Raw genomic sequence first — 20252 nt, forward strand, 5'->3', positions numbered from 1 at the left:
CCCATCGCCACAGGCCGGCCCGGCATAATCCCGTCCTTGGCCCTGGGTCAACGCCGACGACGGATGGTGGACGACTTCCCGTGACCGGATTGAAGCGCTCCTTGTCCCTCCTCGCGGGGTCCCTCCTCGCGGGCCGAGGCCGGCGAGGACTCCGCCCCTCCCAGACACATGCGGTCCTGCACCGGGCGGCGGACGCTCAGGAGAGCCGGAGGAAAGGCACGGCGCGAATCGCGGAACTCGAAGACGATCCAGTGAGGTCCACATCCGGTCCAGGCGGCTGCCCTGCCGTTGGGCTCGCGCTCCCCCACAACCAAAAAGCGAGGCTTGGCCATGGTCACCCCTGCACGACTGGAGCTGGAAGCGTCAGAGGCCGCAGGCGCCGCCTATCTGAGCAGTCCCTTCGTCGACGAGGACCCAGAGGTGCCGGAGCACATGAAGCGCTGCACCGAACGCCAGCTCCTCCAGCGGTCGCGGCGGCGCCACCACGACACGCCCTGGGGGTGACCCGGCAGACATGAGCGGGCCGGCGCGACCTTTTGTGTTCAAGGCCGCCCATCTATGCGAAAAGACGGGCCTACCGATTGGCCTGCCGATTGGTTGACCGCCCCTCTTTTCCGGCCCTCCATGCCCCCGACCGCGCCCCGAACCGCCCTGCTCACCCGCCCCCGCATCGCCCTGCTGATCCTGCTGGCCGTGGCCCTGGCCCTGCCCACCGTCGCCGACTGGATGGGGGAACCCTTCTACGTGCGGCTGGCGACGCGCATCCTGGTCTTCGCCCTGGCGGCGGTCAGCCTGGACCTGATCCTCGGCTTCGGCGGGATGGTCAGCTTCGGCCATGCCGCCTTCGTCGGAATCGGCGGCTACGTCGTCGGCATCCTGTTCGCCCACCAGTCGGACGGATCGACGCTGTTCGGTTTTCCCGGCACGGTGAACGGGCTGATCGTCTGGCCGCTGGCCATGCTGGCCGGGGCGCTGGCGGCGCTGCCGGTGGGGGCCATTTCGCTGCGCACCACCGGCGTGCCCTTCATCATGATCACGCTGGCCTTCGCCCAGATGCTGTTCTACCTGATGACCGGGCTGAAGGCCTATGGCGGGGACGACGGAATCGCGCTGTGGAGCCGCTCCACCCTGCCCGGCCCGCTGAACATCGCCGACCACACCACCTTCTATTACGTGGTGCTGGGGTTGCTGGTGGCGGCGCTGGCGCTGGGCTGGCGGCTGGTCAATTCCCGCTTCGGGCGGGTGATCCGCGGCGCCAAGGACAACGAGCGGCGGATGGCCGCCCTCGGCTACCCGGTCACCCGCTACAAGCTCGCCGCCTTCGTCATCGCCGGGGCGCTGGCCGGGCTGGCCGGGGCGCTGCTCGCCAACGCCACCATGTTCGTCGGACCGCAGTACCTGCATTGGAGCCGCTCCGGCGACCTGATCGTGATGGTCGTGCTGGGCGGCATCGGCACGCTGATCGGCCCGGTGCTGGGCGCCGCCGCCCTCCTGCTGCTGGAGGAGTTCGTGCCGGAGCTGATGGACCTTGCCCACGCCGGGCTGGGCGAGCATTGGAAGATCGTGCTGGGGCCGGTGCTGATCCTTCTGGTGCTGTATGCCCGCAAAGGATTGTGGGGCGTCGTCGCGGGGAGGCGCCCGTGAGCGCCCCCCTGCTGAGCCCCCCTCTGCTGAGCACCGACTCGCTGGTCAAGCGCTTCGGCGGGCTGGCCGCCACCGACGGCCTCTCGCTGTCCGTCGCGGAGGGGGAGTTGCACGCCCTGATCGGCCCGAACGGGGCCGGCAAGACCACCCTGATCGGCCAGCTGTCGGGGGAGCTGACCCCCAATTCCGGGACCATCCGGTTCGACGGGCGCGACGTCACCCGTCTGCCCGTGCACAAGCGGGCCCGGCGTGGGCTGGCGCGCAGCTTCCAGATCACCTCGATCTTCCCCAGCTTCACCGCGCTCGACAACGTGGCGCTGGCGGTGCAGGCCCACGCCGGGCACAGCTTCCGCTTCTGGCGCGACGCCGGGCGCGACCGCCGGCTGACCGACCCTGCCCGCGCGGTGCTGGAGCGGGTCGGGCTGGGCGCGCGGGCCGACACCCGCGCCGACGCGCTGGCCCACGGCGAGAAGCGGCAGCTCGAACTGGCGATGGCCCTGGCGACCGGACCGCGGCTGCTTCTGCTCGACGAGCCGATGGCCGGCATGGGGCCGGAGGACTCCGCCCGCATGGTCGAGCTGCTGCAGGAGCTGAAGGGCGGCGTGACGATCCTGCTGGTGGAGCACGACATGGACGCCGTCTTCGCGCTGGCCGACCGCATCACCGTTCTGGTGCGCGGCAAGGACCTCGCCAGCGGCACCCCGGCCGAGATCCGCAACGACCCGGCGGTGCGCGAGGCCTATCTCGGTGACGAGCTGGAGGTCGCCTGATGCTGCGCGTCGCCAACCTGACCGCCGCCTACGGCTCCAGCCAGGCGCTGTTCGGCATGGAGCTGTCCGTCGACGCCGGCGAGGCGGTGACCCTGATGGGCCGCAACGGCATGGGCAAGACCACGACCATCAAGGCCATCATGGGCCTCGTGGCGCCGACCGGCGGCTCGATCACGTTCGAGGGGGAGGGGATCGCCGGGCGCCCGCCGCACCGCATTGCGCGGGCCGGAATCGCCCTGGTGCCGGAGGGGCGGCAGGTCTTCCCCACCCTGACCGTGCGCGAGAACCTGATCGCCACCGCCGCCAACCGCTTCGCGCGGCGCGATCCCTGGACGGTGCAGCGGGTCCACGCCCTGTTCCCCCGGCTGGCCGAGCGCGCCGGCAACCTCGCCCGCAATCTGTCGGGCGGGGAGCAGCAGATGCTCGCCGTCGGGCGCGCCCTGATGACCAACCCCAAGCTGCTGATCCTCGACGAGGCGACGGAGGGGCTGGCCCCGCTGGTCCGCCAGGAGATCTGGCACTGCCTCGCCCGCCTGAAGGACGAGGGGCAGGCGATCCTGGTGGTGGACAAGAACGTCCACGCCCTCGCCGCCCTGGCCGACCGCCATCACGTCATCGAGAAGGGGCGGCTGGTCTGGTCCGGCAGCTCCGCCGCCCTGCTCGCCGATCCCACGTTGAAGGAGCGCTATCTTGGCGTCTGAACCCCTGTATTCCGGCATGACCGCCGCCGAGATCGACCGCCAGTACAATTTCCGCAAGCTGGTGCCGGAACACCCAGCCTATTTCGCCCGCTGGCAGGCGGAGAGCGAGGCGGCGCGCGCCCGGCTCGGCGGGCGCTATGACATTCCCACCGGCCCGCACCCGCGCCAGCGCGCCGACGTCTTCCCCGCCGGACAGGGCGCGCCGGTGCTGGTCTTCATCCACGGCGGCTACTGGCGGGCCCTGTCGAAGGACCTGCATTCCTTCATCGCCGCCCCCTACGTGGAGCGCGGGGTGGCGGTCGTCCTGCTCGGCTACGGCCTGTGCCCGGACGTGACGATGGACGAGCTGTGCGGCCACGCCCAGGCCGGGCTGGACTGGGTGTTCGCCAACGCGGCCGGCTTCGGCGGCGATCCGAGCCGGGTGGTGGTGTCCGGCCATTCGGCGGGCGGCCATCTGACGGCCAAGCTGGTCTCGGAGAATCGCCACCGCGTGGCCGGCGGCATCCCGATCAGCGGCCTCTACGACCTGGAGCCGATGCTCGGCTTCGAGGTGAACGAGCAGCTGCGGCTCGATCCCGACTCGGCGCGGCGGCTGAGCCCGATCCATGCCGTTCCCGCCCCCGCCCCGCTGCTGATGCCGGCGCTGGGCGGCCTTGAGACCGACGCGATGCACCGCCAGCAGGCCGACTACGCCCTGGCTTGGGCGGCGCAGGGCAACGCGGTGCGGGAGATCGTGGAGCCGGGCGCCGACCATTTCAGCGTGGTCGACCGCTTCGCCCAGCCAGGCAGCGCGCTGTTCGACGCGGCGCTGGCGATGCTCAAGGAGGGCTGAGGGACGCCCAGGGCCGGAAACGAAAAAAGCCTTCCCGGTCGGGAAGGCTTTTTTCGTTTGAGCGTTCGCTCGAATGAGAGTGGCGGATGGGGGGAGATTCGAACTCCCGATACCCTTGCGGGTATGCCGCATTTCGAGTGCGGTGCATTCAACCGCTCTGCCACCCATCCGCTGCCCCGTTTCCGGGGTGGCGCGGAACCTACCCAAAAGCCTGGGGGGATGCAAGCCCTTGTTTGCAAGAAAATGAACGGGAAAATGCCACCATGCCTGTTGACTCCCGGTGGCCCATCGGTTAAATCCCCGCTCTCACGAACGGGCTTGCACCTCAAACGGTGGGCGAGCGGCCCTTCCGTTTGTTTTGAGATAGGCAGTGACGACGATGTTTGCAGTGATCCGCACCGGCGGCAAGCAGTACAAGGTCGCCAATGGCGACGTGATCCGCGTTGAGAAGCTCGAGGCCGAGGCCGGCGCTTCCATCACGCTCAACGACGTGCTGATGGTCAGCGACGGCGGCAGCACCACCCTTGGCACCCCGACGGTTGCCGGCGCTGCTGTGACCGCCGAGATCGTCGCCCAGGATCGCGGTCCGAAGATCATCGTCTTCAAGAAGAAGCGCCGCCAGAACTACCGCCGTAAGAACGGCCACCGCCAGGACCTGACCGTCCTGCGCATCACCGGGATCAACGGCGCCGCCTGAACGGCCGCCGACCAGTCACAGGAGTAACTCCCCATGGCCCATAAAAAAGCAGGCGGCTCCTCGCGCAACGGTCGCGACTCCGCTGGCCGCCGCCTCGGCGTGAAGCGTTTCGGTGGCGAGAACGTCGTCGCCGGCAACATCATCGTCCGCCAGCGCGGCACGAAGTTCCACCCCGGTGAGAACGTCGGCATCGGCAAGGACCACACCCTGTTCGCCAAGATGGACGGCGTGGTGGCCTTCAAGCACAGCGCCCAGGGGCGCACCTACGTCGCCATCGAGGCGGTCGAGGTCCCGGCGGTCGCGGCCGAGTAATCTCGTCCGGCCCGTACGGTGTGTTGGGATGATCGGGGGTTCGGGCAACCGGCCCCCGATTTTCTTTTGTTGATATGGTGGTCACCGCCCCCTTCCCTCGGTTGGAGGACGGTGCGCAAACGGTAGATTGGCCGGCACGGTCCCCGATGAAGTTCCTCGATCAAGCCAAGGTGTATCTGAAAAGCGGCGACGGCGGCCCCGGCGCCATCGCTTTCCGCCGCGAGAAGTTCATCGAGTACGGCGGACCGGACGGCGGCAACGGCGGCCGTGGCGGTGATGTCGTGATCGAGGTCGTGAACGGCCTCAACACGCTGATCGACTACCGCTACAAGCAGCATTTCAAGGCGCAGCGCGGCAACCACGGCATGGGTGCCAACCGCAACGGCGCCAGGGGCGAGGACGTGGTCCTGCGCGTGCCGGTCGGCACCCAGATCCTCGACGAGGATCAGGAGACCGTGCTGCTCGACCTGACGGAGCCCGGCCAGCGGGTCGTCATCCTGAAGGGCGGCGACGGCGGCTTCGGCAACGCCCATTACAAGACCCCGACCAACCGCGCCCCGCGCAAGTCCCACCCCGGCTGGCCGGGCGAGGAGCGCTGGGTCTGGCTGCGGCTGAAGCTGATCGCCGACACCGGCCTGCTCGGCCTGCCCAACGCCGGCAAATCCACCTTCCTGGCCGCGACCACCGCGGCGAAGCCGAAGATCGCCGACTACCCCTTCACCACGCTGGCCCCCAACCTGGGCGTCGTCCGCGCCGGTGACGAGGAGTTCGTCATCGCCGACATCCCCGGCCTGATCGAGGGCGCGCACGAGGGGCACGGGCTGGGCGACCGCTTCCTCGGCCATGTGGAGCGCACCCGCGTGCTGCTCCACCTGATCGACGGCACGGCGGAGGACGTGGTCCAGTCCTACACCACCATCCGCAACGAGCTGGTCGCCTATGGCGGCAACCTCGCCGACAAGCTGGAGATCATCGGCCTGAACAAGGCCGACGCCCTGCTCGACGAAGAGGTCGCGGAGAAGAAGGCGGCGCTGGAGGCGGCGTCGGGTGCGGAGGTGATGGTTCTGTCCGGCGCCACCGGCCAGGGCGTCCAGGCGGTGCTTTACCGCTTGCTCACGCTCATCAAACAGTCCAAGGAAGAGGAGCCCGACGTCATCCAGGCTCCGGTCACGCGCTCCATCCCCCGGCCCCCGGTCGGCCAGAAGATGGACGACGAGTATGCGGGCTGGAACGAGGAGACGGGCGAGTACGACGATCTCCCCGAGGAGGCGGACGACGGCTCCGACTCGGACGGGGACGACTGGGACGATGAAGGCGACGATGACGGTGACGACACCGAACACAGCGGCGACGGCGACGACAACGCCAAAGGCTGAGACCCTCTCCCTGCTTCCCACCCTGCTCCCCACGTTGGTCGAGGCGCGGCGGCTGGTCGTCAAGATCGGCTCCGCCCTGCTCGTCGACGGCGCCACCGGCCAGATGCGCCGCGAGTGGCTGGACGCGCTGGCCGACGACGTGGCCGCCTGCCGCAAGCGCGGCCAGGAGGTGGTGATCGTCACCTCCGGCGCCGTCGCCTGCGGGCGCGAGCATCTCGGCCTCGTCGGCCGCGCCCTGCGGCTGGAGGAGAAGCAGGCCGCCGCCGCCACCGGCCAGATCCGGCTCGCCGCGGCCTATCAGGAGACGCTGGCCCGCCACGGGCTGACCGTCGCCCAGGTGCTGGTGACGCTGGAGGACACCGAGGAGCGCCGCCGCCACCTCAACGGCCGCGCCACCATCGACACGCTGCTCAAGCTGGGCGCCGTCCCGGTCATCAACGAGAACGACACGGTCGCCACCGCGGAGATCCGCTTCGGCGACAACGACCGTCTGGCCGCCCGCGTCGCCCAGATGATCAGCGCTGACACGCTGGTCCTGCTGTCGGACATCGACGGGCTTTACACCGCCGACCCGCGCAAGGACCCCGACGCCCGGCACATCCCGGTCGTCCAGGAACTGACCTCCGACATCGAGAACATGGCGGGCGAGCCGCCGCCCGGCTACAGCTCCGGCGGGATGGTGACCAAGATCGTCGCGGCGCGCGTCGCGCTGGCCGCCGGCTGCCGCATGGTCATCGCCAAGGGCAAGCGCATGAACCCGCTGGCCGCGCTGGAGCGGCGGCCCGAGCAGGGCGGCGCGCTCTGCACGTGGTTCCTGCCCGCCGCCTCCCCCTCCTCCGCCCGCAAGGCGTGGATCGGCGGCAACCTGAACGCCCACGGCGCGCTGACCGTGGACGCCGGCGCGCTGTCGGCGCTCGCCCGCGGGGCCAGCCTGCTGCCCGCCGGTGTGCGCGCCGTCGAGGGCGACTTCGAGCGCGGCGACGTGGTGGTGGTCAAGGCGCCCGACGGGCGCGAGGTGGCGCGCGGCCTGACCGCCTACGCCGCCGAGGACGCCCGCCGCATCGCCGGCCGCAAGAGCCACGAGATCGAGCAGATCCTCGGCTACCGGGGCCGCGACGAGATGATCCACCGCGACGATCTGGTGGTGCGGTGACCGCTTCCCTGTCGGCCCGCCCGCCCCTCCAGGCCATCCTGTGGGACATCGACGGCACGCTGCTGGACAGCGAGCCCTGGCACCAGCGCGCCACCATCGCGGTCTGCCGTGTGCACGGCCATGCCCTGTCCGACGCGGACTACGCGGCCACGCTGGGCGTCGCCTTCCCGGAGCTGTACGCCCGGCTGCACGCCGCCCGGCCCATGGCGCTGACCTTCCGCGAATGGGCGGACGCCATCACCGACCTCTATCTGGAGCGCATCGCCGAGGTGGAGGCGCGGGCCGGCGCCCTGGCTCTGGTCGACGCCTTCGCCGCGCGGGGGTTGCTGCAGGCCTGCGTGTCGAACAGCGGGCGCCGGGTGGTGGAGGCCAACCTGCGCCACATGGGAAGCCCGCATTTCCTGTTCGGCCTCAGCCGCGACGACGTGACCAGGGGCAAGCCCGACCCCGAGCCCTACCTGACCGCCGCCGCCCGTCTCGGCGTGCCGCCGGCGGCCTGCGCGGTGATCGAGGACAGCCCGACCGGCGCCCGCGCCGCCAAGGCCGCCGGCATGCTGACCATCGCCTGGCCGCAGCACGCCGACCTGCTGTTCGACGCCGCCGACCATGTGGTCGCGGACCCGGCGGCGCTGGACTGGGACGGCCTGTGCGGCCTCGCGGAGCGCATGGCGGCGGACTGACCGCCGCCGCGCCGCCGGTGCCTCAGCCCTTGGTGACGAAGAAATAGACCGTCATCGCCACGCCCACGAAAATCACGAACTTGCGCAGGACCGGCGGCGGGATGTGCCGGGCGACGGCGGCCCCGGCATAGCCGCCGGCCATGGCGGCGACCAGCATGATCAGCGCCTCGTTCCAATAGACCGCGCCGCCGAAGACGAAGGCGACCACCGCCACCGCGTTGAGGCAGCCGGACACCAGCGCCTTCAGTCCGTTCATCGCGTGCAGGTCGGTCAGGCCGAAGACGCCCAGCGTCGCCAGGATCAGGATGCCGATTCCCCCGCCGAAATAGCCGCCGTAGATGGCGATGAAGAACTGCACGATCAGCACGGTGTTGTGACCGACCTTGAAGTTGCGGCGGATGTAGGCCGACACCTTCGGGCCGAAGGCGAACAGCACCGTCGCGAACAGCAGCAGCCAGGGGATGACCGCCTCGAACACCCGCTGCGGCGTCCACAGCAGGAGCAGCGCGCCCAGCAACCCGCCGACCAGGCTGACGCCGAGGAAGGCCGGCAGGCTGACCTCCTTGATGCGGCCAAGCTCCCGCCGGTAGCCGTAGGCGCTGGCCAGAGCGCCCGGCGACACCGCCACCGTGCTGGTCGCGTTGGCGTTCAGCGGCGGCACGCCGGCCATGATCAGCGCCGGGAAGGTCAGGAAGCTGCCGCCACCGGCCACGGCGTTGAGCACGCCCGCGAAGAAGGCGGAGACGATCAGCAGCAGGGTCAGCATGGGGCCATAGTCCGGCGGGTGGAAAAAGCCCGCGGACTATGCCCTCTCGGCAACGCTTACGGTACTGCGTTTTCGGCGGTGCGGTAATTCACATGCGGACGTTGTGGGTTCAGCGGACCGGCGGAAGCGTACGGAGATAGGCGACCAGGGCGACCAGCTCGCCGTCGCTCATGGACTTGTAATAGTGATAGCCCATGGGCGGGCTCAGCCGGCTGCCGTCGGGACGTACACCCTCGGTGATGGCCTTGCGGATCTCCGCGTCGGTCCAGCCGCCCAGCCCATGCTCCTTGTCCTGCGTGATGTTGCGGGACACGGCGTTGCCCCACGGCCCCGTGAAGTTGCGCCCGCCGGCCCCCATGCGCGTCGTGTCGAGCCGCCCGTCCGGCAGCATCGGCGTGTGGCATTCCATGCAGTGGCCGAGCGGACCGGCCATGTACGCGCCGTACGTCACCGGGTCCGTACGCGGCACCTCCGCCACCGACCCGACCGGCGGGCCGTAGGCGGCGGGCAGAGCCATGCGGTATTCCGACTTCGGGACAGAATGCCGCACCGGCGGAACGCTGCGCAGATAGGCGACGATGGCGCGCAGGTCGCCGTCCGACAGGCCGCGGTAGAAGCCGAAGGGCATCGGCGGGCCGATCAGGCTGCCGTCGGGACGCCTGCCCTCACGGATGGCGGTGATGAGCTGCTCATCGGTCCAACGCCCGATCCCCGTCTCCGGGTCCGGGGTGATGTTGGAGGCGTAGGCGGTGAAGGGCTCCTCGACGAAGGGGGTCCCGCCGGCCATCTCCCTCCCGGCGACCGGCCCGCCCGGCCCCTGCGGCGTGTGGCAGTTGCCGCAGGCGACGATCCCGTTGACCAGGGCGCGCCCCCGTTCCAGCGGCGAGTCCGGCGGCGTTTCGGCCCAGGCCGCTCCGCCCATCCACAGCACCACGACGGCCACGGCTGTGCCGCGGCGGACCAGCCCGTTCATGGAAGGCTCCCTCACCGATGTCGCATGACGGAACGCTACCCACGCAACAATCCGTGGCCCAGGCGAATTGTTGAGTATTCCGCTCAGCAATTCGGCCTAGCCGCCATGGCTTTCGCGGAAGCGCGGGATCGGCTATGGTTTCCGCCCTTTTTTGCTTTCCGGCCTTTTTGATTGGCGAACGCCACTGGAGTGAGACCGATGTCCGCCCTGCTTGAGACCACCGACGCCTTGCACGATCAGATGTTCGCCCTCGGCCGCGCCGCCCGCGCCGCCGCGGCGGAGCTGGCGACCGTGCCAAGCCCGTCGAAGGATCAGGCCTTGCGGGCCGCCGCCGCCGCGATCCGCGCCCGCAAGGCGGAGATCCAGGCGGCCAACGACGCGGACGTCGCCGCCGCCCGGGAGCGCGGCCTCGCCGGTCCCATGATCGAGCGTCTCGCCCTCAACGACGCCCGCATCGAGGCGATGGCCAAGGGGCTGGAGGACATCGCCGACTTCCCCGATCCCATCGGCGGCGTCATCGCCGAATGGACCCGCCCCAACGGTCTGGCCATCCAGCGCGTGCGCGTGCCGCTGGGCGTCATCGGCATCATCTACGAGAGCCGCCCCAACGTCACCGCCGACGCCGGCGGCCTCTGCCTGAAGTCGGGCAACGCGGCGATCCTGCGCGGCGGTTCGGAGAGCATCCGCTCGTCCCGCGCCATCGCCGCCTGTCTGGCCGACGGGTTGCGCGCCGCCGGCCTGCCGGAGGCGGCGATCCAGCTCGTTCCCACCACGGACCGGGCGGCGGTCGGCCACATGCTGACCATGCGCGACTTCATCGACGTGATCGTCCCGCGCGGCGGCAAGTCGCTGATCCAGCGCATCGCCGAGGAGAGCCGCATCCCGGTCATCAAGCATCTGGACGGCAACAACACCGTCTACGTCGACGCAGGGGCCGAGTTGGAGAAGGCGCGCAAGGTGGTGATGAACGCCAAGATGCGCCGCACCTCGATCTGCGGCGCCGCCGAGACGCTGCTGGTCGACCGCAGGATCGCCGACGCCGTCCTGCCGGTGCTGGTGAAGGACCTGCTGGACGCCGGCTGCGCCGTCCGCGGCGACGCCGCCGCCCAGGCCGCCGATCCGCGCGTGACGGCGGTGACGGCGGAGGACTGGGACACCGAGTATCTCGACGCCATCATCGCCTGCGGCGTGGTGGACGGGGTGGACGGGGCGATCGACCACATCAACCGCCACGGCTCGCACCACACCGACGCCATCGTGACCGAGGACCCGGCGGCGGCGGAGCGCTTCCTGCAGCGCATCGACAGCGGCATCGTGCTGTGGAACGCCAGCACCCAGTTCGCCGACGGCGGCGAGTTCGGCATGGGCGCGGAGATCGGCATCTCCACCGACAAGTTCCACGCCCGCGGCCCGGTCGGCGCCGAGCAGCTCACCAGCTACAAGTATGTCGTGCGCGGCGATGGCCAGACGCGGCCGTGAGGTCCACGGCCCTGGAGCTTACGTCTGCCCTCTCCCCGACCCTCCCCCGCCTTCGGCGAGGGAGGGGGATTGATTCCCTCCCCTGCGAAGCGGGGGAGGTTTAGGGAGGGGGCAAGCATGGCGCCACCCCCCCACCGCTACGCCGGCCCGCTCCATGCCGGCCTGCGCGTCGGGCTGCTCGGCGGGTCCTTCAACCCGGCCCACGCCGGGCACCGGCACATCAGCCTGTACGCGCTGAAGGCGCTGGGGCTCGACCAGGTGTGGTGGCTGGTCAGCCCGCAGAACCCGCTGAAGCCGGTGCACGGCATGGCGCCGCTCGCCGAGCGGCTGGAGGAGGCCCGGCGCACCGCCCGCCATCCAGCCATCCGGGTCACCGCCATCGAGCGGGAGCTTGGCACCCGCTACACCGCCGACACGCTGGCCAAGCTGACGCTTCGCTATCCCAAAACGCGCTTCGTCTGGCTGATGGGGGCGGACAATCTTCGGCAAATCCCCCGTTGGCGGCATTGGACGCGCATCTTCCGGCTGGTGCCGGTTGCAGTTCTCGCCCGTCCAACTTATTCTATAGGGGCGCTTGGTGGCATAGCCGCTCAGCGCTATGCCCGTCGCCGGGTCAGCATGCACAAGGCCAAGGGGTTGGCCGGTTCGAAAACACCGGCCTGGATTTTCCTCCGCAACCCGCTGCATCCGGCTTCGGCGACGGCGATCCGCCGGGCACGCGCCAGCGGGTCGTGACCCTGTATCGCGAGGTAGGTACCATCAACACGTTCATCGAACCGGCCGCGCCCGTTGTGCGGCCCGCGCCCGTTCCCGTTCCCCAGCCGGACGAACTGAAGGCGCTCGTCGAGAAGTCCCTGGACGACGATCAGGCCGAAGACGTCGTCGTCATCGACCTTGCCGGCAAGACCAGCATCGCCGACTACATGATCGTGGCGTCGGGCCGCAACACCCGGCACATCGCCGCCATGGCCATGAAGCTGGCCGACCGCATGAAGCAGGCCGGCCTGCGCGGCGTCGAGGTCGAGGGCCTGAGCCAGTGCGACTGGGTTCTGGTCGACGCCGGGGACGTCATCATCCACCTGTTCCGCCCGGAAGTCCGGACCTTCTACAACATCGAGAAGATGTGGGGTCTGGAGACGCCGCGGCCCTCCGCCGAGCGCATGAGCGCCTGACGGACGACGGTCGGGACGGGTGACGAACGGGAGTCGGACCGATGCGTCTGTGGCTTGCCGCGGTTGGGCGGTCACGGACCGGTCCGGCGCGTGATCTTTATGACGAGTATGCCGGCCGCCTGTCCTGGCCGCTGACCCTGCGCGAGGTCGAGGTGAAGAAGCGCCTCGCCTCCGACGAGTTGAAGCGGCAGGAGGCGGAGCTGCTTCTGGCCGCCATCCCCGCCGGGGCCATCGTCGTGGCCCTGGACGAGCGCGGCAAGACCATCACCAGCGAAGCCTTCGCCGCCAGGATCGGCGGCTGGCGGGACCAGGGTGTCGGCGACATCGCCTTTCTCATCGGCGGAGCGGACGGCCACGGCGACGCCGTGCGGGCGCGCGCCGATTTTCTTTTGGCCTTGGGCGCCATGACATGGCCGCATATGCTGGTGCGAGGCATGTTGGCGGAGCAAATCTACCGTGCCCAGCAAATTCTGGCCGGACACCCCTATCACCGTGCATGACTCCCATTGTGCGCGTGCGCAGGCATGCCATTTTCTGATCCGGACCAAGGCGATGCCCGCGCGAAAGGGGCATCGGCCATAAAAGAACCCCGGCCATAAGAACAATGGCATCAGACCGTTCGACCGAGACCCGCAACCCGACCGTGACAGGCGTATGAGGACCGTGATGACCGAGACCAATCGTCCCCGACCCGTAGTGCTGTGCATCCTGGATGGCTGGGGCTACCGCGAGGAGCGCGAGGACAACGCCATCGCGCAGGGCAACACGCCCAACTGGGACCGGCTGTGGTCGTCGGAGCCGCGCGCCTTCCTGGAGGCGAGCGAGGAGGAGGTCGGGCTTCCCAAGGGCCAGATGGGCAACTCCGAGGTCGGTCACATGAACCTGGGCGCCGGCCGCGTCGTCCGCCAGGATCTGGTGATGATCGACCACGCCATCGTCGAGGGCGAGCTGGAGCGCAACGCCGCGCTGACCAACCTCGCCAAGACGCTGCGGGCGTCCGGCGGGCGCTGCCACATCCTGGGCCTGCTGTCGCCGGGCGGCGTGCATTCGCACCAGGACCACATCGCGGCGCTGGCTGGCGTTCTGGCCCATGAGGGCGTCCCGGTCGAGATCCACGCCTTCACCGACGGCCGCGACGTGCCGCCGCAGAGCGCCAAGGACCAGATGGCCGAGTTCATGGCCGACGTGCACGCCCTGCCCGGCGTCACCGTCGCCACGGTCAGCGGGCGCTACTACGCCATGGACCGCGACAAGCGCTGGGACCGCGTCGCCAAGGCCTACGCCGCGCTGGTCAGCGCCGAGGGCGAAAAGGCCGCCGACCCGATCCAGGCCATCGAGCAGAGCTACGCCGCCGGCACCCACGACGAGTTTATCCTGCCGACCGTCATCGACGGCTACACCGGCATGAAGGACGGCGACGCCATCCTGATGGCGAACTTCCGCGCCGACCGCGCCCGCGAGATCCTGGCCGCCTTCGTCGACCCGGCCTTCGACGGGTTCGAGCGCGCCGCCGTGCCGAAGCTGGCCGCCGCCGTCGGCATGGTCGAGTACTCGTCCACCCTCGCCAAGCTGATGACGACCATCTTTCCGCCGAAATCCTTGACCAAGGTGCTGGGCGAAGTGGTCAGCGAGGCCGGATTGACCCAGTTGCGCATCGCCGAGACGGAAAAGTACCCGCACGTCACCTTCTTCTTCAACGGAGGCGAGGAGCGCGTGTATCCGGGCGAGGACCGCATCCTGGTGCCGTCGCCGAAGGTCGCCACCTACGATCTCCAGCCGGAGATGTCCGCCGCCGAGGTGACCGACAAGGTCGTCGCCGCCGTGGACAGCGGGAAGTACGATCTGGTGGTCATCAACTACGCCAACCCGGACATGGTCGGCCACAGCGGCATCCTGTCCGCCGCCATCAAGGCGGTGGAGGCGGTGGACGCCAGCCTGGGCCGGCTGGAGGCCGCCGTGCGCGCCCAGGGCGGCGTGATGCTGGTCACCGCCGACCACGGCAACTGCGAGCTGATGAAGGACCCGGAGACCAACGGCCCGCACACCGCCCACACGCTGGACAAGGTGCCGCTGGTGCTGGTGAACGGCCCCGCCGGGGTGTCGGCGATCCGCAGCGGCCGTCTAGCCGACATCGCCCCGACGCTGCTCGATCTGATGAAGCTGCCGCAGCCGGCGGAGATGACCGGCAAGAGCCTGATCGACCGCGCCAGCGCGCGGGCCGCCGCGGAATAAGGCAGAACCGGGCATGGGCGCAGGGCGCGATCATCCGGCGGGTGTTGCTCTGCTGCCCCTCCCCGTCTCCGTTGCGCGAGGCACCGGGCGGAGACGGGCGTTTCCCTGGCGGCCGGCCCTGCTGACCGCCACCTTGCTGGTCGTCTCCGCCGCCGCCGCGGCGCAGACCGAGTCGCCCGGCCAGACGCTGAAGCGGGTGGAGCAGGACCTCCAGGCCGACAAGGCCCTGCAACGGCAGCTCGACCGCCAGTCCCAGACGCTCCAGAAGGAGCTGGACGAGCTGCGCGACCGGCTGGTCGGTCTGGCTGACCAGGAACGGGCGCAGGAGGACGAACTCGTCCACCTCGAAGAGTCCCTGACCACCCTGGAAACTCAGGAGCGCAGCCAGGCCGAGAAGCTGGAGGGCGAGCGGCAGCAGATCGCCGCCCTGCTCGCCGCCCTGCAGCGCGTCGCCCGCATCCCCCCGGAAGCGGCGCTGGCCCGCCCGGACGGGCCGGTGGACACGCTGCGCTCCGCCCTGCTGCTGCGCGACACGGTGCCCGCCCTGCGCGCCCGCGCCGACGCGCTGGCCCAGGCGCTGACCCGGCTGGCCGAGACGCGCGAGGCGCTGCAGGCCCAGCGCAGCCGCACCTATGCCGCCCGCCTCACCCTGATCGACCGCCAGAAGGAAATCGGCCAGCTCGTCGCCCGGCGCGAGGAGCTGTCGCGCCAGACCGAGGAGGAGCGGCAGCAGGTCGCCCAGCGCACCGCCCGGCTGACCGGTCAGGCCGCCGACCTGCGCCAGCTGATGGAGCGCATCGAGGCCGAACGCCGCGCCGCCGCCGCCATGGCCGCCAAACGCGAGGCCGAACGCCTGGAGGCGGAGCGCCGCGAAGCCGAACGCCGGCTCGCCGAGCAGCGGGCCGCGGAGCAGAAGCTGGCGGAACAGAAGGCGGCGGAGCAGCGGGCCGCCGAACAGAAACTCGCCGAGCAGCGGGCCGCCGACCAGAGGGCCAGGGCCGAGGCGGAGACCGCCCGCGCCGCGCCCGGCGCGCCCGCCGGGGAACGCCTGCCGGTGGGCGGCCGGGTGACCGTGCGCTACGGCGAGGCCGACCGCTACGGCGCGACCAGCCGGGGCGTCACCATCCAGGCCCGCGCCGGCTCGACGGTGGTGTCACCGCAGGCCGGAACGATCGTCTTCGCCGGGCCGTTCCGCGGCTATGGCCAAATCTTGATCGTGGAACACAGCCACGGATATCATAGTCTCATCGCTGGATTTGGCCGCATCGACACGGCCGTCGGACGGCGCGTGGCCACGGGGGAACCCATCGGCCTGATGCCCGCCGACGGGTCACCCGATCTTTACTTCGAGCTTCGACGTCACGGACAGCCGATCAATCCACAGCGCGGTTTCGGCGCCCCGGAGGGGAAAGGACAAGGGTAGATGAGGATAGTCAAGCGTGCCGCCACCGCCGCGGCCCTGGTGTTTCTGGGGGCCGGCGTCGCCACCGTCACCGCGCAGGTGAACAGCACCGGCAACAGTTCCGAGACTTACCGTCAGCTCAACCTGTTCGGCGACGTGTTCGAGCGCGTGCGCGCCGAATATGTCGAGTCGACGACGGACGAGCAGCTCATCGAGTCCGCCATCAACGGCATGCTCACCTCGCTCGACCCGCATTCCAGCTATCTGAACCGCAAGAGCTTCCAGGACATGCAGGTTCAGACCCGCGGCGAGTTCGGCGGGCTGGGCATCGAGGTGACGATGGAGAACGGCCTGATCAAGGTCGTGTCCCCCATCGACGAGACGCCGGCCTTCCGCGCCGGGCTGCAGCCGGGCGACCTGATCATCCAGCTCAACGGCGAGGCCGTGATGGGCCTGTCGCTGAACGAGGCGGTGGAGAAGATGCGCGGCCCGGTGGGCAGCGACATCAAGGTCACCGTGCGCCGCGGCGAGGCCGGCGAGCCGTTCGAGGTCACGCTGACCCGCGCCGTCATCAAGGTGCAGTCGGTCCGCTACCGCACCGAGGGCGACATCGGCTACGTCCGCATCACCAGCTTCAACGAGCAGACGCAGCAGGGTCTGGAGAAGGCCATCGCCTCGATCCAGCAGCAGTTGGGCGACAAGCTGAAGGGCTACGTCCTCGACCTGCGCAACAACCCCGGCGGCCTGCTCGACCAGGCGGTCTCGGTCTCCGACACCTTCCTGGAGAAGGGTGAGATCGTCTCCACCCGCGGCCGCAAGGCGGAGGAGGGCACGCGCTACAACGCCAAGCCCGGCGACCTCGCCAAGGGCCTGCCGGTCGTGGTGCTGATCAACGGCGGCTCGGCCTCGGCGTCGGAGATCGTCGCCGGCGCGCTGCAGGACCACAAGCGGGCGCTCGTCCTCGGCACCCAGTCCTTCGGCAAGGGCTCGGTCCAGACGATCATCCCGCTGCCCGGCCACGGCGCCATGCGCCTGACCACGGCGCGCTACTACACGCCGTCGGGCAAGTCCATCCAGGCGCTGGGCATCACCCCGGACATCGAGGTGCACCCGGCCCGCGTCGAGGAGACCGACCAGGGTCTGATCCGCCGCCGCGAGAGCGACCTGCGCGGCGCACTGCGCAACCCGGACGCACCCCGCCCGGCCACCACCCAGCCGGCTCCGGCGCCGGGCGCCAGCAACGCTCCGGCCCCAGGGGCGGCTCCGGCAGCGCCGGGTGCGGCGCCGGCCCCCGCCAACGGCAACGCCCCGGCGGCGCCGTCCGCGGAGAATGGCGAGGGCGCACCCAACCAGCCGCCCTTCGACTACCAGCTGGCCCGCGCGCTCGACCTGCTGCGGGGCGTCGCCCTGTTCCAGGCCCGCGCGCATTGAGGGGAGTGACGGGTCCGTGAACGCTGCCGCCCTGCTGGGCCGCCTGAAGCCCGCGAAACGGGAACGTTCCGGACCCGGCCTGCTGGCCCGTCTCCGGCGCCGCAAGGGCGGCAGCGATTCGGACGAGGCTCCGCGCGCGCGCAAGGAGCGCCGCCCGCTGTCGCCCCTCGCCAAGAGGCTGCTCGGCGCCTACGCCGCGCTGGCCCTCGGGCTGGGCGGCCTCGGCGGCTGGCTGGCGATGAACGCGGAGCACACGACCGAGGCGTGGCGGGCCGCCATTCCCAGCGTCGAGGTGGCCGTGAAGGGCGCGCTGCCAGCGGCACCGCCGCCGCCGCCGCCCGCAGCGGCGGCCGCCGTTCCCGCCCAGCCGGCGCCGCCGCCCGCCGCCCCGGCGATTCCCCCGCCCCCCGCCGCGGTCGCGCCGCCTCCGCCGCCGACCGCCGTGGTTGTGAACGAGCCGGTCACCCTGACGCCGGCTCCCGTCCCCGGCTTGGTCGAGGATTCGCGCAACGGGCCGCTGCCGCGCATCGCCGAGGACGGGCGCAAGCCCTGGCAGGTCTACGCCCGTCCCTTCCCCGCCGCCGACCGCCGCCCGCGCATCGCCATCGTGCTGGCCGAGATGGGCATCTCCGGCGTGACCACCGGCAACGCCCTGCAGAAGCTGCCGCCGACGATCACGCTGGCCTTCGTTCCTTACGCCGAGCGGCTGGACAACTGGGTCGAGCGCGCCCGCGGCAAGGGGCACGAGGTGATGCTCTCCGTGCCCATGGAGCCGCAGGACTATCCGCGCAACGACCCCGGCCCCAACGCCCTTCTCACCATGCTGCCGCCCGAGCGCAACATGGAGCGGCTGGAATGGTCGCTGGGCAAGGCGGTGGGCTATATCGGCATCACCAGCACCACCGGCAGCAAATTCACCGCCAACCCCGACGCGGTGACCCCGGTCGTCGCGGCGATGAAGGCGCGCGGCCTGATGGTTCTGGACGCCCGCGCCAACCCGCGCAGCGTCGCTGGCACCCTGGCGGGGCAGGCGGGCGTGCCGCGGGCCTTCGCCGACCGGGTGATCGACCGCGACCTGTCGCGCGGCGCCATCGACGACCAGCTCGCCGAGCTGGAGGCTATCGCCAAGGCCAACGGCGCCGCGGTGGGCATCGGCGCCCCCTACCCCAGCACCATCGAACGGATCAACCTGTGGCTCACCGGGCTGGCCGACCGTGGCATCGCCATCGTGCCGGTCTCCGCCGTGGCCAACATGCAGAAGCAATAAGGCGCATGAGCAAGAAGCCCATTGACCGCGAGTCCCTCCCCTACCGCCCCTGCGTCGGGGTGATGCTGCTGAACGACCGCGGACAGGTCTTCGTGGCCCGGCGCTGCGACAGCAAGGACGCCTGGCAGATGCCCCAGGGCGGCATCGACGAGGGCGAGGGCGTGCATGAGGCCGCCCTGCGCGAATTGAAGGAGGAGATCGGCACCGACAAGGCCGAGATCCTCGGGGAGACGGCGGAGAAGCTGCGCTACGATCTGCCCGACCATCTGCTGGGCAAGGTCTGGAAGGGCCGCTGGCGCGGCCAGGAGCAGGTCTGGCTGGCCGCCCGCTTCACCGGCGCGGACAGCGACATCGACCTCGCCACCGAACACCCGGAATTCGACGCCTGGAAATGGGTCGACGCCGACGACCTGCCCGGCCTGATCGTGCCCTTCAAACGCCCGGTCTACGAATCGGTCCTGGCGGAATTCGCCTCGGTGATCGCGGCGCTGCGGCGGGACTGATTCCCGCCGCGTCCGATCCGCTTACGCGACCTTGGCGAGCCGCTTGGCGCGGCTTTCGATCAGCCACCAGGCGCCGCGGGCGGCGACGCTGTAGAAGCGGGTGTGCGGCTTCAGCCCGCAGGCCTTGAAGACCATCGCCACCGCGCGATCGACGTGCTTGGGCCTGTAGCGGCCGTAGGCGCGGCGCATGTAGGCTTGGTTGTAGGTCTTGTGCGCGTAGGGCTCGCCCTCCGGCGCGTTGGCCGCGTAGTAGGCGTAGGCCAGCTCGTCGTCCTCCGACTCGCCGATGCGCGACAGCGCCACCTTGAGCCGCTGGAACTTGTTGAGCTGCTCCAGCTCCAGATACTTCTTCGTGTAGGTGTAGAAGAGCTTGAAGTGGCGCAGCTCGTCGGCGGCGATGTTCTTGCAGATCAACTTGAGGACCGGCTCGTCCGTCGAGTCGCCGATGGCCGCGTAATAGCTGCTGGTGCCGGTTTCGACCATGCAGCGGGCGATCATCTCGCCGGTGCGCGAGCCGCGGACCGAGGCATCGAGGTCAATCGGCACCTTGTAGCCGGCGCGGAAGCGCTCCACGGCCCGGTCGAAGTCGAAGGTCGGATCGACCAGCTCCGCCCACTTGCCGAGCGCCCGGCCATGCTGGACCTCCTCGACCGCCCAGCCATGCGCGACCTCCTGGAATTCGGGGTCGTCGTGGAAGACGTTGCAGAGATAGGCCGTGTAGTCGTCGGCGTTGAACTCCACCAGGGCCGCCGCCTTGATGAGCGGGACGAGATCGGGATCGACCTTGCCGTGGTCCAGTTGATCCCAGGGAAGCTCTTCGTATTTCCAGTGCAACGCCACACTCCACTCCCGCTGCTGGCCG

At 70.2% G+C, this 20252-nt stretch carries 22 protein-coding genes and 1 tRNA gene; 19 read left to right on the top strand and 4 right to left on the bottom strand.

Features of this window, described 5'->3' with window-relative positions; all coding sequences use genetic code 11:
• The first annotated feature begins 330 nt into the window (after nt 1-330).
• The 5 genes from ABVN73_RS10145 (at nt 331) to ABVN73_RS10165 (ending at nt 3947) form a co-directional block, all read left to right on the top strand.
• Nucleotides 331-504, top strand: coding sequence for a hypothetical protein (locus ABVN73_RS10145; protein ID WP_353857883.1), 174 nt, complete (start codon nt 331-333; stop codon nt 502-504).
• Nucleotides 505-624: 120 nt separating this feature from the next.
• Complete coding sequence (locus ABVN73_RS10150) at nt 625-1644, top strand: branched-chain amino acid ABC transporter permease (protein ID WP_353857884.1); 1020 nt, start codon at nt 625-627, stop codon at nt 1642-1644.
• Nucleotides 1641-2414 (top strand): ABC transporter ATP-binding protein, encoded by a 774-nt coding sequence (locus tag ABVN73_RS10155; protein ID WP_353857885.1) that lies wholly within the window; start codon nt 1641-1643, stop codon nt 2412-2414. The genes ABVN73_RS10150 and ABVN73_RS10155 overlap by 4 nt, the downstream gene beginning before the upstream one ends.
• On the top strand, nt 2414-3115 hold the full coding sequence (locus tag ABVN73_RS10160; protein WP_353857886.1) for an ABC transporter ATP-binding protein: 702 nt from the start codon (nt 2414-2416) through the stop codon (nt 3113-3115). Before ABVN73_RS10155 ends, ABVN73_RS10160 begins: the two co-directional genes overlap by 1 nt.
• On the top strand, nt 3105-3947 hold the full coding sequence (locus tag ABVN73_RS10165) for an alpha/beta hydrolase (RefSeq protein ID WP_353857887.1): 843 nt from the start codon (nt 3105-3107) through the stop codon (nt 3945-3947). Before ABVN73_RS10160 ends, ABVN73_RS10165 begins: the two co-directional genes overlap by 11 nt.
• A gap of 80 nt (nt 3948-4027) precedes the next feature.
• Here ABVN73_RS10165 and ABVN73_RS10170 read toward each other — a convergent pair.
• Nucleotides 4028-4117, bottom strand: a tRNA-Ser gene (locus ABVN73_RS10170).
• Nucleotides 4118-4326: 209 nt separating this feature from the next.
• Between ABVN73_RS10170 and rplU the strand changes: the two genes are divergently transcribed.
• The 5 genes from rplU to ABVN73_RS10195 all read left to right on the top strand — a co-directional run bounded on the left by rplU (nt 4327) and on the right by ABVN73_RS10195 (nt 8165).
• On the top strand, nt 4327-4644 hold the full coding sequence (gene rplU / locus ABVN73_RS10175; RefSeq protein WP_014239459.1) for a 50S ribosomal protein L21: 318 nt from the start codon (nt 4327-4329) through the stop codon (nt 4642-4644).
• 33 nt (nt 4645-4677) lie between these two features.
• Nucleotides 4678-4956, top strand: coding sequence for a 50S ribosomal protein L27 (gene rpmA / locus ABVN73_RS10180; RefSeq protein ID WP_174441246.1), 279 nt, complete (start codon nt 4678-4680; stop codon nt 4954-4956).
• 146 nt (nt 4957-5102) lie between these two features.
• Nucleotides 5103-6332, top strand: a complete 1230-nt coding sequence (gene obgE, locus ABVN73_RS10185) for a GTPase ObgE (RefSeq protein WP_353857888.1) — start codon at nt 5103-5105, stop codon at nt 6330-6332.
• The gene (gene proB, locus ABVN73_RS10190; RefSeq protein ID WP_353857889.1) at nt 6277-7485 is read left to right on the top strand and encodes a glutamate 5-kinase; all 1209 of its coding nucleotides are present in this window, start codon (nt 6277-6279) and stop codon (nt 7483-7485) included. The genes obgE and proB overlap by 56 nt, the downstream gene beginning before the upstream one ends.
• The gene (locus ABVN73_RS10195) at nt 7482-8165 is read left to right on the top strand and encodes an HAD family phosphatase (RefSeq protein ID WP_353857890.1); all 684 of its coding nucleotides are present in this window, start codon (nt 7482-7484) and stop codon (nt 8163-8165) included. The genes proB and ABVN73_RS10195 overlap by 4 nt, the downstream gene beginning before the upstream one ends.
• Nucleotides 8166-8187: 22 nt before the next feature.
• On the opposite strand, the gene ABVN73_RS10200 is transcribed toward ABVN73_RS10195, so the two are convergent.
• Both ABVN73_RS10200 and ABVN73_RS10205 read right to left on the bottom strand, forming a co-directional pair.
• A complete protein-coding gene (locus ABVN73_RS10200) occupies nt 8188-8931 on the bottom strand; it encodes a sulfite exporter TauE/SafE family protein (protein ID WP_353857891.1) in 744 nt (247 codons plus the stop codon).
• Between the two features lie 109 nt (nt 8932-9040).
• Complete coding sequence (locus tag ABVN73_RS10205) at nt 9041-9904, bottom strand: cytochrome c (RefSeq protein WP_353857892.1); 864 nt, start codon at nt 9902-9904, stop codon at nt 9041-9043.
• A 198-nt stretch (nt 9905-10102) separates the two neighbouring features.
• On the opposite strand from ABVN73_RS10205, the gene ABVN73_RS10210 reads away from it, so the two are divergent.
• The 9 genes from ABVN73_RS10210 (at nt 10103) to ABVN73_RS10250 (ending at nt 19390) form a co-directional block, all read left to right on the top strand.
• On the top strand, nt 10103-11383 hold the full coding sequence (locus ABVN73_RS10210) for a glutamate-5-semialdehyde dehydrogenase (protein ID WP_353857893.1): 1281 nt from the start codon (nt 10103-10105) through the stop codon (nt 11381-11383).
• A 117-nt stretch (nt 11384-11500) separates the two neighbouring features.
• Nucleotides 11501-12118 (top strand): nicotinate-nucleotide adenylyltransferase, encoded by a 618-nt coding sequence (locus ABVN73_RS10215; RefSeq protein ID WP_353857894.1) that lies wholly within the window; start codon nt 11501-11503, stop codon nt 12116-12118.
• Nucleotides 12115-12555 (top strand): ribosome silencing factor, encoded by a 441-nt coding sequence (gene rsfS / locus ABVN73_RS10220; RefSeq protein ID WP_149468601.1) that lies wholly within the window; start codon nt 12115-12117, stop codon nt 12553-12555. Before ABVN73_RS10215 ends, rsfS begins: the two co-directional genes overlap by 4 nt.
• Before the next feature lie 41 nt (nt 12556-12596).
• Entirely contained in the window at nt 12597-13055 is a 459-nt protein-coding gene (rlmH, locus tag ABVN73_RS10225) for a 23S rRNA (pseudouridine(1915)-N(3))-methyltransferase RlmH (RefSeq protein ID WP_353857895.1), read from the top strand.
• 166 nt (nt 13056-13221) lie between these two features.
• On the top strand, nt 13222-14787 hold the full coding sequence (gene gpmI / locus ABVN73_RS10230) for a 2,3-bisphosphoglycerate-independent phosphoglycerate mutase (protein WP_353857896.1): 1566 nt from the start codon (nt 13222-13224) through the stop codon (nt 14785-14787).
• 133 nt (nt 14788-14920) lie between these two features.
• A complete protein-coding gene (locus ABVN73_RS10235) occupies nt 14921-16210 on the top strand; it encodes a peptidoglycan DD-metalloendopeptidase family protein (RefSeq protein ID WP_353857897.1) in 1290 nt (429 codons plus the stop codon).
• On the top strand, nt 16211-17620 hold the full coding sequence (locus ABVN73_RS10240; protein WP_353857898.1) for a S41 family peptidase: 1410 nt from the start codon (nt 16211-16213) through the stop codon (nt 17618-17620).
• Nucleotides 17621-17636: 16 nt separating this feature from the next.
• Nucleotides 17637-18887: a divergent polysaccharide deacetylase family protein gene (locus ABVN73_RS10245; protein WP_353857899.1), complete on the top strand. Its 1251-nt coding sequence runs from the start codon at nt 17637-17639 to the stop codon at nt 18885-18887.
• A gap of 5 nt (nt 18888-18892) precedes the next feature.
• Nucleotides 18893-19390 carry an RNA pyrophosphohydrolase gene (locus ABVN73_RS10250; protein ID WP_353857900.1) on the top strand — a complete coding sequence of 166 codons (498 nt, stop codon included), beginning with the start codon at nt 18893-18895 and terminating at the stop codon, nt 19388-19390.
• A 21-nt stretch (nt 19391-19411) separates the two neighbouring features.
• Here the strand turns inward: ABVN73_RS10250 and ABVN73_RS10255 are convergent, their stop codons facing one another.
• On the bottom strand, nt 19412-20230 hold the full coding sequence (locus tag ABVN73_RS10255) for an acyl-ACP desaturase (RefSeq protein ID WP_353857901.1): 819 nt from the start codon (nt 20228-20230) through the stop codon (nt 19412-19414).
• Between the last annotated feature and the right edge of the window lie 22 nt (nt 20231-20252).

The sequence above is a fragment of the Azospirillum formosense genome, assembly GCF_040500525.1.
Classification (GTDB): Bacteria; Pseudomonadota; Alphaproteobacteria; order Azospirillales; family Azospirillaceae; genus Azospirillum; species Azospirillum formosense_A.

What these genes read in the sequence shown, in the direction of transcription:
- ABVN73_RS10145 (WP_353857883.1), top strand. Translation starts at nt 331, where the DNA reads ATGGTCACCCCTGCACGACTGGAGCTGGAAGCGTCAGAGGCCGCAGGC.
- ABVN73_RS10150 (WP_353857884.1), top strand. Translation starts at nt 625, where the DNA reads ATGCCCCCGACCGCGCCCCGAACCGCCCTGCTCACCCGCCCCCGCATC.
- ABVN73_RS10160 (WP_353857886.1), top strand. Translation starts at nt 2,414, where the DNA reads ATGCTGCGCGTCGCCAACCTGACCGCCGCCTACGGCTCCAGCCAGGCG.
- rplU (WP_014239459.1), top strand. Translation starts at nt 4,327, where the DNA reads ATGTTTGCAGTGATCCGCACCGGCGGCAAGCAGTACAAGGTCGCCAAT.
- rpmA (WP_174441246.1), top strand. Translation starts at nt 4,678, where the DNA reads ATGGCCCATAAAAAAGCAGGCGGCTCCTCGCGCAACGGTCGCGACTCC.
- obgE (WP_353857888.1), top strand. Translation starts at nt 5,103, where the DNA reads ATGAAGTTCCTCGATCAAGCCAAGGTGTATCTGAAAAGCGGCGACGGC.
- proB (WP_353857889.1), top strand. Translation starts at nt 6,277, where the DNA reads ATGACGGTGACGACACCGAACACAGCGGCGACGGCGACGACAACGCCA.
- ABVN73_RS10200 (WP_353857891.1), bottom strand. Translation starts at nt 8,931, where the DNA reads ATGCTGACCCTGCTGCTGATCGTCTCCGCCTTCTTCGCGGGCGTGCTC.
- ABVN73_RS10205 (WP_353857892.1), bottom strand. Translation starts at nt 9,904, where the DNA reads ATGAACGGGCTGGTCCGCCGCGGCACAGCCGTGGCCGTCGTGGTGCTG.
- ABVN73_RS10210 (WP_353857893.1), top strand. Translation starts at nt 10,103, where the DNA reads ATGTCCGCCCTGCTTGAGACCACCGACGCCTTGCACGATCAGATGTTC.
- ABVN73_RS10215 (WP_353857894.1), top strand. Translation starts at nt 11,501, where the DNA reads ATGGCGCCACCCCCCCACCGCTACGCCGGCCCGCTCCATGCCGGCCTG.
- rlmH (WP_353857895.1), top strand. Translation starts at nt 12,597, where the DNA reads ATGCGTCTGTGGCTTGCCGCGGTTGGGCGGTCACGGACCGGTCCGGCG.
- gpmI (WP_353857896.1), top strand. Translation starts at nt 13,222, where the DNA reads ATGACCGAGACCAATCGTCCCCGACCCGTAGTGCTGTGCATCCTGGAT.
- ABVN73_RS10240 (WP_353857898.1), top strand. Translation starts at nt 16,211, where the DNA reads ATGAGGATAGTCAAGCGTGCCGCCACCGCCGCGGCCCTGGTGTTTCTG.
- ABVN73_RS10250 (WP_353857900.1), top strand. Translation starts at nt 18,893, where the DNA reads ATGAGCAAGAAGCCCATTGACCGCGAGTCCCTCCCCTACCGCCCCTGC.